14 protein-coding genes and 1 pseudogene are annotated in these 16105 nt (G+C 68.2%); 9 read left to right on the top strand and 6 right to left on the bottom strand.

The features are described from left to right. The first annotated feature begins 12 nt into the window (after positions 1 to 12). The 5 genes from RJ1_RS09260 (at position 13) to RJ1_RS09240 (ending at position 5376) form a co-directional block, all read left to right on the top strand. The gene (locus RJ1_RS09260; protein ID WP_073359663.1) at positions 13 to 1233 is read left to right on the top strand and encodes a lipase family protein; all 1221 of its coding nucleotides are present in this window, start codon (positions 13 to 15) and stop codon (positions 1231 to 1233) included. Positions 1234 to 1319: 86 nt separating this feature from the next. Further along, on the top strand, positions 1320 to 2006 hold the full coding sequence (locus RJ1_RS09255; protein WP_073359662.1) for an SDR family NAD(P)-dependent oxidoreductase: 687 nt from the start codon (positions 1320 to 1322) through the stop codon (positions 2004 to 2006). A gap of 140 nt (positions 2007 to 2146) precedes the next feature. Then, positions 2147 to 4468: an ATP-binding protein gene (locus RJ1_RS09250; protein ID WP_073359661.1), complete on the top strand. Its 2322-nt coding sequence runs from the start codon at positions 2147 to 2149 to the stop codon at positions 4466 to 4468. Between the two features lie 192 nt (positions 4469 to 4660). After that, positions 4661 to 5050: a Zn-ribbon domain-containing OB-fold protein gene (locus tag RJ1_RS09245; protein ID WP_073359660.1), complete on the top strand. Its 390-nt coding sequence runs from the start codon at positions 4661 to 4663 to the stop codon at positions 5048 to 5050. A 5-nt stretch (positions 5051 to 5055) separates the two neighbouring features. Next, on the top strand, positions 5056 to 5376 hold the full coding sequence (locus RJ1_RS09240; RefSeq protein WP_073359756.1) for a hypothetical protein: 321 nt from the start codon (positions 5056 to 5058) through the stop codon (positions 5374 to 5376). A 6-nt stretch (positions 5377 to 5382) separates the two neighbouring features. On the opposite strand, the gene RJ1_RS09235 is transcribed toward RJ1_RS09240, so the two are convergent. The 4 genes from RJ1_RS09235 to RJ1_RS09220 all read right to left on the bottom strand — a co-directional run bounded on the left by RJ1_RS09235 (position 5383) and on the right by RJ1_RS09220 (position 9951). After that, complete coding sequence (locus RJ1_RS09235) at positions 5383 to 7479, bottom strand: xanthine dehydrogenase family protein molybdopterin-binding subunit (protein WP_073359659.1); 2097 nt, start codon at positions 7477 to 7479, stop codon at positions 5383 to 5385. Further along, a complete protein-coding gene (locus RJ1_RS09230) occupies positions 7476 to 8468 on the bottom strand; it encodes an FAD binding domain-containing protein (RefSeq protein WP_073359658.1) in 993 nt (330 codons plus the stop codon). Before RJ1_RS09230 ends, RJ1_RS09235 begins: the two co-directional genes overlap by 4 nt. Continuing rightward, complete coding sequence (locus RJ1_RS09225) at positions 8465 to 9001, bottom strand: 2Fe-2S iron-sulfur cluster-binding protein (protein ID WP_073359657.1); 537 nt, start codon at positions 8999 to 9001, stop codon at positions 8465 to 8467. The genes RJ1_RS09230 and RJ1_RS09225 overlap by 4 nt, the downstream gene beginning before the upstream one ends. Before the next feature lie 77 nt (positions 9002 to 9078). Beyond that, positions 9079 to 9951, bottom strand: a complete 873-nt coding sequence (locus tag RJ1_RS09220) for a hypothetical protein (RefSeq protein WP_073359656.1) — start codon at positions 9949 to 9951, stop codon at positions 9079 to 9081. 208 nt (positions 9952 to 10159) lie between these two features. Here RJ1_RS09220 and RJ1_RS09215 point away from each other — a divergent pair, with 208 nt between their 5' ends. Then, on the top strand, positions 10160 to 11701 hold the full coding sequence (locus tag RJ1_RS09215) for a GAF domain-containing sensor histidine kinase (RefSeq protein WP_073359755.1): 1542 nt from the start codon (positions 10160 to 10162) through the stop codon (positions 11699 to 11701). A 71-nt stretch (positions 11702 to 11772) separates the two neighbouring features. Next, complete coding sequence (locus RJ1_RS09210) at positions 11773 to 12207, top strand: LytR/AlgR family response regulator transcription factor (protein WP_073359655.1); 435 nt, start codon at positions 11773 to 11775, stop codon at positions 12205 to 12207. Here RJ1_RS09210 and RJ1_RS09205 read toward each other — a convergent pair. Then, positions 12185 to 12883 carry a response regulator gene (locus RJ1_RS09205; protein ID WP_143049032.1) on the bottom strand — a complete coding sequence of 233 codons (699 nt, stop codon included), beginning with the start codon at positions 12881 to 12883 and terminating at the stop codon, positions 12185 to 12187. The genes RJ1_RS09210 and RJ1_RS09205 overlap by 23 nt on opposite strands. 289 nt (positions 12884 to 13172) lie before the next feature. Here RJ1_RS09205 and RJ1_RS09200 point away from each other — a divergent pair, with 289 nt between their 5' ends. After that, complete coding sequence (locus RJ1_RS09200) at positions 13173 to 13466, top strand: hypothetical protein (RefSeq protein ID WP_073359654.1); 294 nt, start codon at positions 13173 to 13175, stop codon at positions 13464 to 13466. On the opposite strand, the gene RJ1_RS09195 is transcribed toward RJ1_RS09200, so the two are convergent. Further along, complete coding sequence (locus RJ1_RS09195; protein WP_073359653.1) at positions 13463 to 15700, bottom strand: serine/threonine-protein kinase; 2238 nt, start codon at positions 15698 to 15700, stop codon at positions 13463 to 13465. The two genes, RJ1_RS09200 and RJ1_RS09195, sit on opposite strands and share 4 nt — an antisense overlap. A gap of 237 nt (positions 15701 to 15937) precedes the next feature. Here RJ1_RS09195 and RJ1_RS47560 point away from each other — a divergent pair. Continuing rightward, positions 15938 to 16105, top strand: a pseudogene (locus RJ1_RS47560) (MCE family protein); the annotation flags it as partial.

Genomic DNA, 16105 nt, shown 5'->3' with positions numbered 1-16105 from the left:
CTAGGAGGCGGCATGAAGCGCTCTCGGATCACGAGCCTCTCCGCGAGTGCCATATGTGCCGCATTATTCGCCTGTACCGCGGTCGCGAACGCGGGTGTCGCGGCCGCCGCCCCGATCTATCCGGCGTCCGAGACCGAACCGTTCTACATCCAGCCGCAGAATCTGAGCGCCGTCGCGGACGGCGAGCCGATCGCGACCCGTCCGATGCCTCCGCTGCTCGCCTTCCCCGACACCGATGTGTGGCAGGTGAAATACCGCACCACCAATTCGGAGGACCACCCGATCTCGTCGGTGACCACGGTGCTGGTACCCCGCAACCGGGTCGCGAACGGTCCGCTGCTGTCCTATCAGCACATCATCAACGCACTCGGACCGCGGTGCGCACCGTCGCGGACCCTGTATTCGAACGACCCCGACCTCCAGATCAAGGAGGCGCCCGCACTGAACCTCGCACTGCAGAAGGGCTGGACGGTCGCGCTGCCCGACCACCTCGGCCCGAACAGCGCTTACGGCGCCGCGAGACTCGGGGGAACCATCACCCTCGACGGCATCCGCGCCGTCCAGCGGGTACCGGAACTGAACGTGGCGGAGAGCCCCGTCGCGCTGGCCGGGTACTCCGGCGGTGGGATGGCGTCGGCCTGGGCCGCGGCCCTCGCGCCGACGTACGCGCCGGAACTGAACATCGTCGGTGTCGCCGAGGGCGGGGTGCCGATGAACATCGGCAAGATGGCCAACGGTCTCGGAATGCAACCGCACCCCGCGTTCGGTCTCGCGATGGCGGCGGCGCTCGGCCTCGAACGCGAATACCCGGACCGGCTTCCGATCAGCGAGCAGCTCAACGACCGCGGCCTGGAGATGCGTAACGAAATGGCCAACGCGTGCACCAACGGCATCCTCGCCGCCGGCGCCGGCCACAGTGCGACGGAGGTCGCGAAGACCACCGACCTCATGAGCAGCCCGCAGGCCTGGGAGGTGCTGAACGAGAACAGCGTCGAGCTGTATCCGGGCGTGCCGACGGCACCGATCTTCGAATGGCACAGCCCGACAGACGTCCTCATCCCGGTCGATTCGATCGAGGCGACCATCGCCCGGTACTGCGCGGCCGGCGCGAAGGTGCAGTCCGACCTCTTCCCGAGTCCCGATCACCTGACGACCGCCGTGCTGGGACTGCCGACCGCCCTGGACTATCTCGACGCCCGGTTCCGGGGCGATCCGGCGCCGTCCAACTGCTGATCGGTGCGCCGCCGGATTGTGTTCTGCCCGTACACAGTCCGAAAGTTGAGCGTTTGAGCAGATCTACCAGGGGGTATTCCGACTACATGCACCCCAGCACACGCACCGCAGTCGTGACGGGATCGGACTCGCCGATGGGCCGGGCCGTTGCACTGGCCCTCGCGGACGACGGCTTCGACGTCGGCCTCGCCTACGCCGCGGACCGGGACAGCGCCGAATCCACTGCCGCCGACGTCCGGACCAGATCGGTCCGCGCGGCCGTGCAGCGCATGGATCTGGCGGACCTGCCCGACTCCGCCGCCGCCGTCGACGAGTTCGCCCGCGAACTGGGTGGAATCGGTGTTCTCGTCAGCTGCCCCGGGAGTACTGCCGTCGAGTGCATCCAACGCGCCGTGCGCTACATGATCGCGAGCGGTGGGGGCGGCCGGATCGTCAACATCACCACCGCGTCCTCCGGACTCGGCGGGCTCACCGGTCTGCTCGCCGCCGAGTTGGCGCGGTATTCGATCACCGTCAACTCGGTCGTGGTACCCGCAGCCGAACCGGACTTCGCATGTCCCGGCCGCGACGATGGGGAAGTCGCCGCCGTCGCGTCGTACCTGACCGCGCCGGCCGGAATGTTCGTCACCGGAGCCGCCTACGTGGTCGACGGCGCCAGGATCGCCATGATCCCGCACAGCCTGACCGAGACCGGCACCCGGCGGCCGCCCCACCGCGCGAACCGCATCCGCTCCTACACCGGTCGCTGGGCACCCACCCGCTGGACACGGTGACCCGTCCCGGACCCTCGAGACTTGCGACCCTCGAGACCTGCGACACCGAAACTCGCGGACCCGCAGCCGAAAGCGTCGTTCCCGCCGCGCACCGGGAGTACCGTGTGCGCAGGGGGTCATGAGTCGAGAGTGACGGTGTGATGCCGCCGGCAGTCAAGGGCACCGTGGGTAACCTGCCCCACGAATTGACGAGTTTCGTCGGCCGTCGCCGTGAGGTGACCGAGGCGCGACGCCTGCTGTCCGTGGCGCGTCTGGTGACACTCGCCGGGATCGGCGGTGTGGGGAAGACACGGCTGGCGTTGCGGGTGGCGGCCGACGCAAGTCGCGCATTCGACGACGGCGTGTGGCTGGTCGAGCTGGGGGAGTTGGACGACGACACGGCCATCGTCGACGCCGTGTCGGCGGCACTGCGACTTCGCGAGCAGCGCACCGGGAATCCGGAGGTGCTGTTGACCGAGTACCTTGCCTCCCGGCAACTGCTGTTGGTGCTCGACAACTGCGAGCACGTGGTCGCCGCGGCCGCCGCGTTGTCGGAGACGTTGTTGCGGAGTTGCCCCGAGTTGCGGATCCTCACGACGAGCCGCGAACCGTTGGGCATCGGCGGCGAGGCGGTACTGAGGGTGCCGCCGTTGACGGTGCCGGAACCGGACCGGACGTCACTGCAGGGCTTGCCGCAGTACGAGGCGGTGACGCTGTTCGTCGAGCGGGCGGCCACCGCGGTACCCGAGTTCGAACTCACCGAGGACAACCATGTGGCCGTCGCCCGGATCTGCCGGCAGCTGGACGGATTGCCGTTGGCGATCGAGTTGGCGGCGGTGCGGCTGCGGGTGATGTCCGCCGAACAGATCCTCCACCGGTTGACCGACCGCTACCGGTTGCTGACGGTCGGGTCGCGCGGGGCGCCGAGCCGGCAGCAGACCCTGCGCTTGTGCGTCGACTGGAGTCACGAGCTGTGCACCGACGAGGAACGGGAGCTGTGGGCGAGGCTGTCGGTGTTCGCGGGCGGCTTCGAACTGGACGCGGTAGAGGGAATCTGCGCCGGCGACCTGCCGGTGGAGAACGTCCTCGACGTGGTGGCGTCCTTGATCGACAAGTCGATCCTGATCCGGGAGGAGTCGGGGCCGGCGGTGCGGTACCACCTGCTCGAGACGGTGCGGGACTACGGCCGCGAGAAGCTGCAGGAGACCGGCGAGTATGTGACGCTGCGACGACGGCATCGCGACTGGTACGAGCAGTTGGTCGTGCAGTGCGAAGCCGAGTGGATCGGACCCCGGCAGGTGATGTGGATCAACCGGCTCGATGCGGAGAAGCTGAACGTGCGCGCAGCGCTCCACTTCTGTCTGATCGAGCCCGGGGAGGCCGGGTCGGGGCTGCGGATCGCCGCAGCGCTGTACCCGTACTGGCGTGCGCGGGGGTTGCTCCGGGAAGGGCGCCGCTGGCTCGGCCAGCTCCTGGGCAGGCACGAGGGCGGCGCGACCCGGGAGCGAATCGAGGCACTGTACGTCGACAGCGTGCTCGCCGGGATGCACGGCGACCGCGAGGCCGCGAAGGCGCTGGTCGACGAGGGCGCCGTACTCGCGGATCGACACGGTGACACGCTGATGCGTGCCCTGGTGATCCATGCAGCCGGGTGCTGCGCCATGTTCGCCGGGGACCTTCCGCGCGCGCGGGTGTGCTTCGAAGAGGCGCTCGCCGAGTTTCGCGACAAGGGAAACCTGCTCCAATTGACGTGGGGGCTGCTCGGGTTGGCACTGGTCAGCGGCATGCAGGGCGACGGGGCCGTGGCGAAGATGTGCGGATCCGAGATCTTCGCGCTCACCGAGGCCCACGGCGAGTCCGTCTACCGCGGCTGGTCGCTGTGGGCAGCGGGTATGGCGGCGTGGCAACGCGGGCACCTCGCACTCGCCGACGACTACGTGAAGCAGGGACTGCGGCTGTCCCACCTGGTCGACGACCAGATCAGCGCCTGCGGCGCACTCGAGGTGCTGGCCTGGATCGCCGTCGGCTCCGACCGGCCGCAGCACGCCGCCGAACTGATGGGCGCCGCGGAGGCGCTCGCGCAAGCCGTCGGCAACCCGAGCACCGTCTACCCCAACCTGCTCGTCCACCACGCGGAATGCGAGCAGCAGGCGCGCGCCGTGATCGGGGACCGCGCGTTCGACACCGCGTTCGACCACGGCATGCACACGTCCTTCGACGACGCCGTCGCGTACGCGCTCGACGAGCGGCGTCCCGACACGGTGGCGGCCTCGAACGGCACGACGAACCTGACCCGACGCGAATGGCAGGTCGCCGAACTCGTCGCCGACGGGTTGACCAACAAGGCGATCGCCGCCCGTCTGGTGATCTCGCAGCGCACCGCGCAGGGGCACGTCGAGCACATTCTCGCGAAACTGGGCTTCAACTCGCGCACCCAGATCGCGGCATGGATCGTCGAACACGCGCAGGACCCGCACCCCTGACCGGGCACCTGCCCGGGCGAAACAGGTATGTCCCCGGGTCGTTCAGCCGCTGTACTTCTGCGCTGCGAGCGGGATGCTCATACGCGTCCCCCCATCCGGCTCCAGACCGAGGCCCCCGATGTCCACTGAACCCCGAATCCACCGAAAGCCCGACCCCCGAATGGGGTCCCCGGTCGCCGCGGAGGTGGGGTCGTGACCGCGGGCGGCGTCACCCGCCTGCAGGAACTCGCCCAAAAATGTGAGTTGATGATCCAACGGTGCCTGAACTGCACGACACTGCTCGCCCCACTGATGGCGACGTGTTCCTCGTGCCAGGGTTCGGAACTCGAGCGGGTCCCGTCCTGCGGCATCGGGTCGATCGTGTCGTCGAAGGTGGTGCACCGCGAAGCGACCGGCATCGACCGGGGCCTCGTGCCCTGCACGATCGCGATCGTCGAACTCGACGAGGGCCCGTGGGTGTACACCTGGATCGACGGAGAGGTCCCGGCGCCCTCCGACTGCCCGGTTCGCGTGGAGTTCCGGCCGGCGTCGACGGCGGAGCAGTTGCCCGTGTTCTCGGTCCGCGCAGCCCGGCAGCGGTGAGTCTCGTGGAAACCCAGACCGCGGACGAACCGGAGGAAGCGTTCGGCACCGAATGGCTGCGTCTTGCGCTGCGTCGGTGCGATCTGCTCGAGCAGATGCACTCCGTCAGCTCGGATGCGCGGTGGATGATCAGCTTCGCGATCCAATGGGCGCCGTTCGGTGGGGCCGGCGCAGCGGAACTGCTCGAGCGATTCGGCGTCAACCGGAGGCGATTCATGGAACTCGTCCTCGACGGACTCGCGCCGAAGGCCACCGACGTCCAGAAGCTCCGGGCGATGAAGAGTTATCTGCGCACCTCCCTCGCGGAGGCGTGGGACGTGCACTAGCACAGATCAGTCGGGCAGCAGATCGTCCAGGTGGATCGGCACCTTCCGGACCCGGATCCCGGTGGCGTGACGAACGGCGTTCGTCACCGCGGCCGCGGCCCCGACGATCCCGATCTCACCGGCGCCCTTCGACCCCATGGCGTTGGCGTGCTCGTCGACGTCGTCGAGGCACACCGCGTCCAGGTAGCGGATGTCGGCGTGAGTGCTGACGTGATAGGAGGCGAGATCCTGGGTCACGACGTGGCCGAACCGGGGGTCGTTCACACTGCTCTCGTGCAGCGCCATCGACACGCCCATCGTCATGCCGCCGAGGAGCTGCGACCGCACCGTGCGGGCGTTGATCACCCGCCCGATCGCGAACACCCCGAGCATGCGTTCGACGCGGATCTCGCAGGAATCACGGTGGACGTGGGCCTCCACGAAGTGGGCGCCGAACGAATGCAGCGCGAAGTTCTCGGCGTCGGGGTTCTCGGGTGTTCCGGCACTCGCCTCTGCTCCCGACTGCGGGGACGTGCCGTGCTCGTCCCGGAACGCGCGGGCGGCCGCGACGATCGCGCTGCCCCACGAACTGGTTCCGGTGGAGCCGCCCGCGACCGTCGCCGACGGATAGTCGGTGTCCCCGATGTGCAGGTCGATGGCGTCGAGGGGGCTCCTCAGTGCGTCGGCGGCGATCTGCGTCAGTGCGGTCCACGCGCCGGTTCCGATGTCGACCGATCCGATCTGCACGGTGTACCTGCCGTCGGATCGGTACACGATGCGCGCGACGGATCCCGGCATGGTGCCGGCGGGATACGTCGAGGAGGCGACCCCCATCCCCACCAGCCAGTCCGAGTCCGACCGTGCCGCCGCGGTCGCGTCCCGGGCCCCCCACCCGAAGCGCCGGGCACCCTCGCGCAGGCAGTCGGCGAGCCGTCGCCCCGACCAGGGTCTCCCCGTGCTCGGGTCGACGGCCGGTTCGTTGCGGATCCGGAGTTCGATCGGGTCGAGTCCGCAGGCCCCGGCGAGTTCGTCCATCGCCACCTCGGCCGCGAACATGCCCGGTGTCTCACCGGGGGCGCGCATCCAGGACGGAGCGGGCACGTCCAGGGCCGCGAGGCGGTGGGTGGTGTAACGGGTGGGGCTGGAGTACATCATCCGCGACGGGACGGCCGCCTGTTCCGCGAACTCCTTGATCTTCGCGGACTGTGTGATCACCTCGTGGGACAGCGCGGTGAGCCGGCCGTCGGTGTCGGCGCCGAGCCGGATGTGCTGCACGGTCGGGGCGCGATACGCGGAGAGGGCGAACATCTGCTGCCGGGTGAGTGCGAACTTCACCGGCCGTCCTCCCGCTCTCTGCGCGGCCATCACGGCGAGCACGTTGTGCGCGTGCGGCAGCCCTTTCGAGCCGAACCCACCGCCCACGTACGGGGCGATCACCCGTACCTGCTCGATTTCGAGTCCGAACAGCGGTGCCAGCGTGCCACGGACGGAATGGACACCCTGCGTCGAATCGTGCAGTGTCAGTACCGGTCCGGCGCCGCCCGGTGTCCACCGTGCGACGGTGGCGTGCGGTTCCATCGGATTGTTGTGTTCCATCGCGGTCGAATAGATCTCATCGACCGTGACCGCGGCAGCGGCGAGTGCGGCGTCGACGTCGCCGTCCTCGGTGTCGGTCGGGAAGCCGGCATTGACCTCCTCGGGGGCATACAGATCGTCTCTGCCGGAACGGAACTCGGCGTCGTGGAGGAGTTCCTCGTAGTCCACGCGCACGAGGCCGGCGCCGTGGCGGGCGACTTCCGGTGACTCCGCGACCACCGCGCCCAGGAACTGACCACGGAAGTGGACTTCGGGGTCCTGCAGGATGGCGAGCTCTGCGTCCGAGGTGTCGCTGAGGCGGGGCGCATCGAACACCGTGAGGACCGCGACGACCCCGTCCAGCGCCTCCGCGTCCGCCGTGTGCATGGCCGTGACGCGACCCCGTCCGATCGTCGACAGCACCGGGTACAGATACGTCGGATCGTCCACCGGATGCTCGAACGCGTACAACGCCGTTCCGGTGACCTTGTCGTGGGCGTCGACGCGTTCGGTGGGGGTTCCGATCACCTTCGGTTCGACGAGGGTCATCGGGGCGCCTCCTCGGCGAGTGAACGGAGTACCGACACGAGCACCCGCCGGGTCAGGGCAACCTTGAACTCGTTGCCCGGGAGAGGCTGGGCCGCCGCAAGTTCGGCCGCCGCGGCCTCGGCGAACGTGTCGTCGGTCGGCGCCGCGCCGACGAGCACCTCCTCGGCGCGGGCTGCGCGCCAGGGCCGGTGCGCGACACCGCCGAGTGCGATCCGCGCGGAGCTGATCGACCCGTCCGTGACCGTCAGTTCGGCGGCCACGGATATCACCGCGAAGGCGAATGAGGCGCGGTCGCGCACCTTGCGGTAGGCCGACCGGTTCCCGGCCGGCGGCGGGGGAAGTTCCACGGCGGTCACGAGATCACCGTGCGCGAGGACGGTGTCGAGGTCGGGCCGGTCGCCGGGGAGCCGGTAGAACTCGCTCAGCGGGATGCGCCGCTCACCGCTGGTGTCGCGGACGACCACCACACCGTCGAGGGCCGTCATCGCGACCGCCATGTCGGACGGATGCACCGCGACGCAGTGTTCGGAGGCGCCGAGGATGGCGTGGTAACGGACGTAACCGCCGATTGCGGAACAACCGGTGCCGGGTTCCCGTTTGTTGCACGGCGTCGTGACGTCCTGGAAGTACACGCACCGCGTGCGTTGCAGCAGATTTCCCGCGGTGGTCGCGAGGTTGCGCAGCTGCCCCGACGCACCGGAGAGGAGCGCCCGGGACAGCATCGGATAGCGGGCGCGGACCACGTCGTGCGCGGCGAGGTCGCTGTTGCGGACCGCGGCCCCGATCCGGAGCCCTCCGCCGGGAAGGTCGTCGACGTCGCCGAGGGGGAGTCGGCTCACGTCGACGAGAAGACGCGGCTCGGCAACCCCGAGCTTCATGTGGTCGACGAGGTTGGTGCCGCCGGCGAGGAAGGATGCCCGCGGATCACCCGTGACTGTGGCCACGGCGCCGTCGACGTCGGTGGCCCGCTCGTAGTCGAAGGGAATCACGCCTCCGCCGCCTGCCTGATGGCCGCGAGGATGTTCGGGTAGGCGCCGCACCGGCACAGGTTGCCGCTCATCCGTTCCCGTATCTCGTCGTCGGTCAGCTCCGGTGGCGCGCCGAGATTCTCGGTGACGGCACTCGGGTGCAGTGACACGAATTCGTCGAGCATCCCGATCGCCGAACAGATCTGGCCAGGGGTGCAGTAGCCGCACTGCAGCCCGTCCTGCTCGACGAATGCTTGCTGAACGGAATGCAGCACCTCACCGTCGGCCAGTCCGTGCGCGGTGGTGATGCGCTCACCGTCGTGGGCGACGGCGAACGTGAGGCAGGACGTGGCCCGCCTGCCGTCGAGGAGCACCGTGCAGGAGCCGCACTGGCCGTGGTCGCACCCCTTTTTCGGCGCTGTCACCCCGAGGTGGTCACGGAGCGCGTCGAGCAGGGTCGTGCGGGTGTCCACTTCCAGGGTCCGTTCCTCACCGTCGACGGTGAGGACGATCTTCCGGTACCGAGGACCGGTACGACTGTCCGGGACATTCATGCGGGGAGGTTACCCACGTCCGGAGACCACGAATCAGGGCAGCGCCGCCACAGTTGCGGTGCGTCAGCCGTCAGCCGTCAGTCGTCAGTCGGCAGAAAGCGCCGGATCGCACGGATCGTGACGGCCGGGCGTGCCTGGTGCCACACCTCGCGATCGGCGTGGGACCAGGCATACGTCGGGTTGCCGTCGCATATGCAGTCGAGGAGTTGTGGCTCGCCGAGTTCTCCCGCCGACCATTCGTAGAGCTGTTGCAGCCGCGGCCCGATGAGACCGTAGTCGAGCATCTCACCGATGTTGTGCTCGGCGGCGACGTAGGCCGCGACGTCGTCTCCGAGGGGGTATCGGTCGGGGAGGACCCGCGAGAGGGAGAGGAAGATCCCGGTCATCGACAGGCGAGGATCGCCGAGGAGGGGGCCGAGCGCGGCGAGCCGGCCGAGCGCCAGTCGTGGCGCGGCGACCAGCGCGTGGGCGTAGAGCACGCGGAGCAGCACGACATTGAGGAAGAAGCGCTCGGGTCGGCTCTCGGCGTCGGCAAGGTCGCGATGGTCCAGGTAGGCGGCGGCGATGCTCGCATTGTGAGCCCGATACCACGTGCGTGCGGTGGGATCGGCGACGAAGCACATCCACAGTTCGATGGTGTGCGAGGAGGGCGTCCCGCCTCTTCCGCCGCTCCGCGCGACGGCCTCGCAGCCGTCGCGCAACAGCCGTTCGTTGACCGCGCGCCACCACGGACTACCGGGCGGCGCAGCCGCGAGCGGCGCCAGCACACCTCGGCCGAGTTGCCAGCGCATGAACGACAACGCCGACCGGCGGAACGGCAAATGCCGGGGTGCACTGCCGACGGGACCGTGATAGGTACGGGCGCTCAGCTCGAGGCGGGCCGCGGGATCGTCACGCACGGCGTGGACCTGACCGAGTGCCCACTCGGCGGCAGAACTTCGAGAGCTCACGCTCCCATTATCGGACCTGGGCACAGCCGATTCGCAGGATATGAGACCCGGCAGAGACCTCGATATGATGCACATCGAGGTCCGTCCGAGTACTGCACGACTGATCCGAGCATGCACGATGACGCAAAAGTGGTCACGGTCGTCGATGGGAGCGCCGTCGCGGCGCGCCGCGGCGTCCCCGTGGGCTCTCGATGCGGGTTCGCGGCGGATGCCTGCGCGTGTGATATCGCTCCTGGTGCGTCCGACCACGCCTCCGTTGTGGCTCGGGGTGGTGGTCGCGGCGACCGTGATCGCCGTGGAAACCGTTGTGGTGCACCAGCTCGACAAGGTCGCACCGCACAACGCATTCGGAGCGGTGTTCCTGCTCGGAGTTCTGGTGGTTTCGGCTCGGTGGGGATTCGCGCTGTCGGTGATGACGACAGTGGTGAGCGCACTCGTCTACGTCTACTTTCACCTTCAGGTGGAGGGAACCCTGCTACCCACCAAAGCCGGCGACTGGGTGGCCGTCGTGGTCTTTCTTCCCGTCGCGCTGGTGGCCAACCTCATGGCCGGCCAGGCCAGATTGCGAACCGCCGAGGCCGTTCTGCGCCGCCGGGAGGCCGAGGCGAGCCGGGACGAACTTGCGATCCTCGCCGAACACCAGGCCGCACTGCGCCGGGTGGCGACACTGGCGGCGCGCGGGGCGAGCCCTCCGGAGGTGTTCACGGCGGTGGCCGAAGAGTTGGCGCTCTGGCTGCACGTGGTCAACGCCGTGCTGCTTCGCTACGAGGGGGACGGCACGGGGACGTTGGTCGCCGTGCGTTACGAGTCGGGGATAACGCGGATGCCCGTCACCGGTGACAGGATTCCGACGGCAGGCGACGACGTCGGGGCGATCGTCTCCCGCACCGGCCGTACCGCCAGGATCGACAACCACGCACAGGTCGGTGGGGCAATCGCCACGCGCATTCGTGCCGAGGGGTTCGGATCGATCGTGGGAGTTCCGATCGTCGTGGACACAGGGGTGTGGGGCGCGGCGATCGTCGGCTCGCGGCGCACGGAGCCGCTGCCGGCGGACACGGAGGCGCGACTCGGTGACTTCGCCGATCTGGTCGCGACCGCGATCGCGAATGCTGCGACCCGCGCCGAATTGATCGCGTCGCGCGCGAGGATTGTCGCGGCGGCCGACGAGGCCCGTCGTCGACTGGAGCGCGATCTGCACGACGGGGCCCAGCAGCGGCTGGTGTCGCTGGGCCTCGAGGTGCGGTTGGCAGAGGCATCGGTGCCGGTCGACTGGGGAGACGTGAAGGAGCAGCTGTCCGCGATTGCATCGGGGTTTGCCGGCGTGTCGGAGGATCTGCGTGAACTCTCGCACGGGATCCATCCGGCCATCCTGTCGAAGGGAGGGCTGGGGTCGGCGGTCCGGACGCTGGCTCGACGCTCGGCAGTGCCCGTGACTGTCGATGCGGGTGTCGAGCGCCGCTTCCCGGAATCGGTCGAGGTCGCCGCCTATTACGTGGTGGCCGAGGCGCTCACCAATGCCGCCAAGCACGCTCGGGCGTCCGAGGTGAGCGTGTCCATGGGCGTGGAGGCGGACACACTCCATCTCGTGATCCGAGACGACGGCGTCGGGGGTGCGTCGTCCGGTGCGGGCTCCGGGCTCGTCGGGCTGCAGGACCGCGTCGAGGCACTCGGCGGCCACATGCGGATCACGAGTCCGCTGGGTCAGGGGACCACGCTGGACATCGCCATTCCGGTCGCCGGTGAGTGAGTGACCGAAGGGAACGTGCCGCGGCATCTTCCTGCTAGCGGGAATGTTTTCCGGGGAGTACCAGGTCGACCATGGAAGTCATGGTGCCGCAACCCGGTCATCCACGATGCTTGATCGTCGATGACAGCCCAACCTTTCTGGATGCCGCTCGGAGATTGCTCGAGCAGCAGGGAGTCGTGGTCGTCGACACGGTGTCGAACACCGCCGACGCGATACGGACGGTCGCGGAGTTGCAGCCCGACGTCATCCTGGTGGACGTCGAACTCGGCCCGGAGAGCGGATTCGAACTCGCGGAGCGACTCGACGACGAGGCGCACCCACCAGCGGTGATCCTGATTTCCACACACGCAGAGCAGGACCTGACCGAACTGATCTCGGTGAGCCCCGCCGTCGGGTTCGTGTCGAAGACCGAGCTGTCGGCCGGTGCAATCCGGGAACTGCTGCGCGATCGTGACGGAAACGAAGGCGATCACGCGGCCGCGGTCAGCGAGCCTCGAGGAAGGTGACGACTGCGAGAACTCGTCGGTGATCGTCACCGGTCTCCGGGAGGTGCAACTTGGTGAGGATGCTGCGTACATGCTTCTCGACGGTCCCCTCGGTGACCCACAGCCGGCGGGCGATGCCGGCGTTGGAACGTCCTTCCGCCATGAGGCCGAGAACCTCCCGCTCCCGCACGCTGAGCGCGGCGAGCGGGTCGTTGCGCCGGCGGGCCGAGACCAACTCCTGAACCAGCGCCGGGTCGACGACGGAGGCTCCCGCGGCGATGCGCTGGAGGGTGTCGAGGAAATCGTCCACGTCGGTGATGCGGCTCTTGAGCAGGTAACCGATTCCCCGGCCGCTGGCCAGAAGCTCCATCGCGTGCTCGACATCGGCGTGCGCCGACAGGACCAGGATGCCGATCTCCGGGAACGCGTCGCGGATCGCGCGGGCGGCGTCGAGCCCCTCAGTGGTGTGTGTCGGTGGCATCCGGATATCGACCACCACCAGGTCGGGCGCGCGTTCCGCGACCAGTTCGAGGAGTGTGGTTGCGTCGCCGGTCTGTTCCAGGACATCGAAGCCGGAGCGTATGAGCAGGCTCGCGACGCCCTCGCGCAGCAGGACATCGTCCTCGGCCAGTATCACCCGCACCCGCGGCGTCACCGGGACGCTCTCGGAACGCCCCCGCTCACCGAAACCGGCCATCGTCGACCCCGAGTTTCCCCGTCCGTGGAACGCCGATCACCGTCGATGTGATCGACTTCGAGAGTACTTCATCGCCGCCCTGCGGCGGGGTCTCGCAGACACCGCACCGCCATCGGATTGCAGCTACCTGGAAGGCCGAGAGTGAGGCTGGCGGTACCCGAAAGGTCGTGCTGGCGGTGGCGACGCCGGGCCCCGTTTGCGTGACGATTGACATCAATGGTCGTTCGATCATCAACCCGCCACACGCCACGCACAAGTAGGCGCAACACAGAAATTGAAGGTGAGAACAATGAACAGGATCGCAATCCGAGCGGCGGTTGCCGCGGCCACGATCGCACCCCTGCTCGCCCTCGGAGCCGGAACGGCCTCCGCAGCAACGGCTCTCGATGGGGTTGCCACACCCGCCGCCCGAATCGTCCCGGATGAGGGGCCATCGACGGATGTGCCGCATTCGGATGTTCCCTGGGGCTGGCCGGGGTGGACGGGGCCTTTCGGACCCGGACGACCGGAGGTGAGCCCATTTCCCGGGGGCTTCGGCGGTTTCGGTGGTTTCGGCCACTTCGGTGGCCACGGCGCGTTCTAGACGCGGACATCGGAGACCGCGCCACAGACCCGTTCGAGCGCGCGTACGTCGGCATCCAGTTTCCTGAACAACCAGTAGACGGCGACGAACGCGAGCCCGGACGCCGCGCACAACCCCAGGACCGAATCGCGCACGAGCGGAAGCTCCGCTGGTTCGAGGGCGGTGAATCCGGCGAGCACCCCCACCAGCGGCACCGACGCCGTCACCGCGAGATAGATCGTGGTCCTTCGACGCAGCGCACGAAGAACGGCGGAATCGTGAGCCGTCGTACGGCCGTGACGCAGATAGATGGGATAGACACAGCGAACGACGTAGAACGTCGAGAGGAAGAACGTGTACGCAACGGAGATGGTGCCCGCCACCAGAACGGTCGTTCCCGCGTGGACCATCAGCCGGGCCGGAAGGTCGGTGAACCAGCGCAGCAGCATCACCCCCGCCACGGTCGCACAGACCGCGAACACGAAAGTGTTCAGCGCGCACAGGTCGCCCCAGAACAGGGTCCGCGATCGCACCCGCGCGAGGGCGTCCTCGTCGTAGCGCCTGCCCCTGCGCAACCCCCGAGGAACCGCGAGAAGGTCACGCGACATGTATGCGTAGATGACGATGGCCAGCGGCCAGGCGACGAGGTTGAACACGATGGTGCTCGTGTAGAGCCGCGAATAGGTGGCATCGGACAGGCGCACGTCGAGCAGCGACTGGAGGTGCACGGCCAGGTAGATCGTGGCCAGGCCGATGCCGACGAGCGAAGACGACCACAGGACGGGGGTGGGTAACCGCGACAGTCGTGCCCGCCAGCTCTTCGGGGGCGGATAGACCAGGTCGCGGGCCCTCTCCTCGAGGCACAGGTCGAGTTGCTGGGCCAACTCCGAACCGCACGGGTAGCGGTCTTCGCGGTCGGGCGACAGACACTTCAGCAGCACACGGCGCAGCGCCATCGGGCAGTCGGGTGGAAGCTCCGTCAGAAACTTCGGCTCGACGGGCCTGCGCCGCAGTTCGAGCATGCGGGCCAGTGAGGTCTCCGACTCGCCCGCGCACGTTTCGTCCGCGAACGGTCGGTGTCCGGTGAGCAACTCCCACAGCATGACGCCGAGGGCGAAGATGTCGCTTCGAGTGTCGAGGTCGGCGGCGGTCGCCGGCAGGTCCGGATGGCAGGCCTCGAGTTGCTCGGGCGACATGTACGCCAGAGACCCGCCGAAGTACGCCAGGGGGCTGGTGCCCTTGATGCGTTTGCTGGAGCTGACGTTGAAGTCGGCGAGCTTCGGAATTCCCTCGGCGCTGAGCAGCACGTTCGCCGGTTTGATGTCTCGGTGCAGCACCCCGCGCTCGGAGGCGTGCTGAAGAGCGTCCGCGAGCCGGCGGCCCAGCCAGGCGACGGTCTCCGGCCACGTCAGTTCTGCGGTCCGTGTTCGAACCGCAGATTCGGCGGGCCGCACCTCGCCCTTGTCGGCCAGGACCCCGTCGACGGCATCGAGCAGCAGTTGCCCACTGCGGTGTTCCGCGGGCGTCGCGCGCAGCAAGTGCACCACGTCGAGCAGTGTTCCGCCCGGTAGGTACTGCATGTAGAGCAGTTTCAGCTCGCCGTCGGCGATGAGTCGCTGGTCGAAGATGCGCACGATGTAGTCGTGGTCCAACTGGGCGAGGGTCTGCGGCTCGATGCCGTGGTTGTGGGAAATCTTGACCGCGACCAGCCGCTGCATCGATTGCTGCCGGGCGAGATACACCTGGGCGAAGGCGCCCGCCCCGATTTTCATCAGAAGGTCGAAGTCGTCGACGTGGTCGCCGACGTCGATGGCGTCGAGAACGACCTGGGCCTCAGGACGAGCAATCAGGGTGCTGCGGTAGTCGCTCGTGAATTCCGGGAGTTCGGGTGCACCGGCCATGGTGGCGACCTCGGTCGCCGGGGCGGCCGCATCGGCCGTGTGCGGACTGCGGCGCAGGGCGTGGAATTCCTCGTAGACCAGGTCGGCGGGAAGCGGCCCCTCTTGCAGCTCGGCAAATTCCGCGTGGTACTCGGTCAGTCGTTTGGGGAAGTGATAGTGAAGCCAACGGTATTCGAGGTCGATCTTGATCAATTCGATCAGGATCGAACGTCGCTCGGCCGGTTCGCGGGGCAAGTACGCCGACAGGTCAGGTGGTAACCCGGACCCCCAGGCGGTGGAAAACCGTGCGACGACGGTGGCCAGCGCTGTGCGGGTTCGTTCGGCTGAATCGACCAGATCGGTCGGCTCGTGCATCGGTCGCTCGGAGTGCAGCCCCGGGCGATCACACGGTGGCTACGCGCGATGCGGCCCTGGATCGTTGTTGCCCCACGTTGTGTCCTTTCCGCCAAATCTCCCTGTCCAGGGTATCGCGCCGATACAGCGCCGCGGCCACCCCGTGCGAGGCAGGATGGACCGGGAGGTTGGCAATGCTGACACAACCGGGAAACCGCTCCGAGGCCCGTCGCCGAGCACGATCGTGAGGGTGACCGGATGAGCAACACGACATCTGTTGTGGGCCGACGGGTGCTGGGGCTTGTGTTCTTCCTGGTCCTCGCGCTGTTCCTGGCTCTCACCGTCGGCCTGTTCGACAAGACGTTCACCAAGGTTGTCAAGGTCGACCTGATCACCGATACCGCAGGAAATGCTCTGCCGCCCAAT

The organism is Rhodococcus jostii NBRC 16295, from assembly GCF_001894825.1.
Lineage (GTDB): Bacteria > Actinomycetota > Actinomycetes > Mycobacteriales > Mycobacteriaceae > Rhodococcus_F > Rhodococcus_F jostii.
The sequence above is the reverse complement of the archived record's forward strand: the minus strand, read 5'-3'. Positions and strand labels throughout refer to the sequence as shown.

Bases quoted from the DNA above. Each gene is read 5' to 3' on its own strand.
- RJ1_RS09200 (WP_073359654.1), top strand. From the start codon at position 13,173: ATGAACAGGATCGCAATCCGAGCGGCGGTTGCCGCGGCCACGATCGCA.
- RJ1_RS09225 (WP_073359657.1), bottom strand. From the start codon at position 9,001: ATGAATGTCCCGGACAGTCGTACCGGTCCTCGGTACCGGAAGATCGTC.
- RJ1_RS09205 (WP_143049032.1), bottom strand. From the start codon at position 12,883: ATGGCCGGTTTCGGTGAGCGGGGGCGTTCCGAGAGCGTCCCGGTGACG.
- RJ1_RS09255 (WP_073359662.1), top strand. From the start codon at position 1,320: ATGCACCCCAGCACACGCACCGCAGTCGTGACGGGATCGGACTCGCCG.
- RJ1_RS09250 (WP_073359661.1), top strand. From the start codon at position 2,147: ATGCCGCCGGCAGTCAAGGGCACCGTGGGTAACCTGCCCCACGAATTG.
- RJ1_RS09210 (WP_073359655.1), top strand. From the start codon at position 11,773: ATGGAAGTCATGGTGCCGCAACCCGGTCATCCACGATGCTTGATCGTC.
- RJ1_RS09235 (WP_073359659.1), bottom strand. From the start codon at position 7,479: ATGACCCTCGTCGAACCGAAGGTGATCGGAACCCCCACCGAACGCGTC.
- RJ1_RS09195 (WP_073359653.1), bottom strand. From the start codon at position 15,700: ATGCACGAGCCGACCGATCTGGTCGATTCAGCCGAACGAACCCGCACA.
- RJ1_RS09260 (WP_073359663.1), top strand. From the start codon at position 13: ATGAAGCGCTCTCGGATCACGAGCCTCTCCGCGAGTGCCATATGTGCC.
- RJ1_RS09215 (WP_073359755.1), top strand. From the start codon at position 10,160: ATGCCTGCGCGTGTGATATCGCTCCTGGTGCGTCCGACCACGCCTCCG.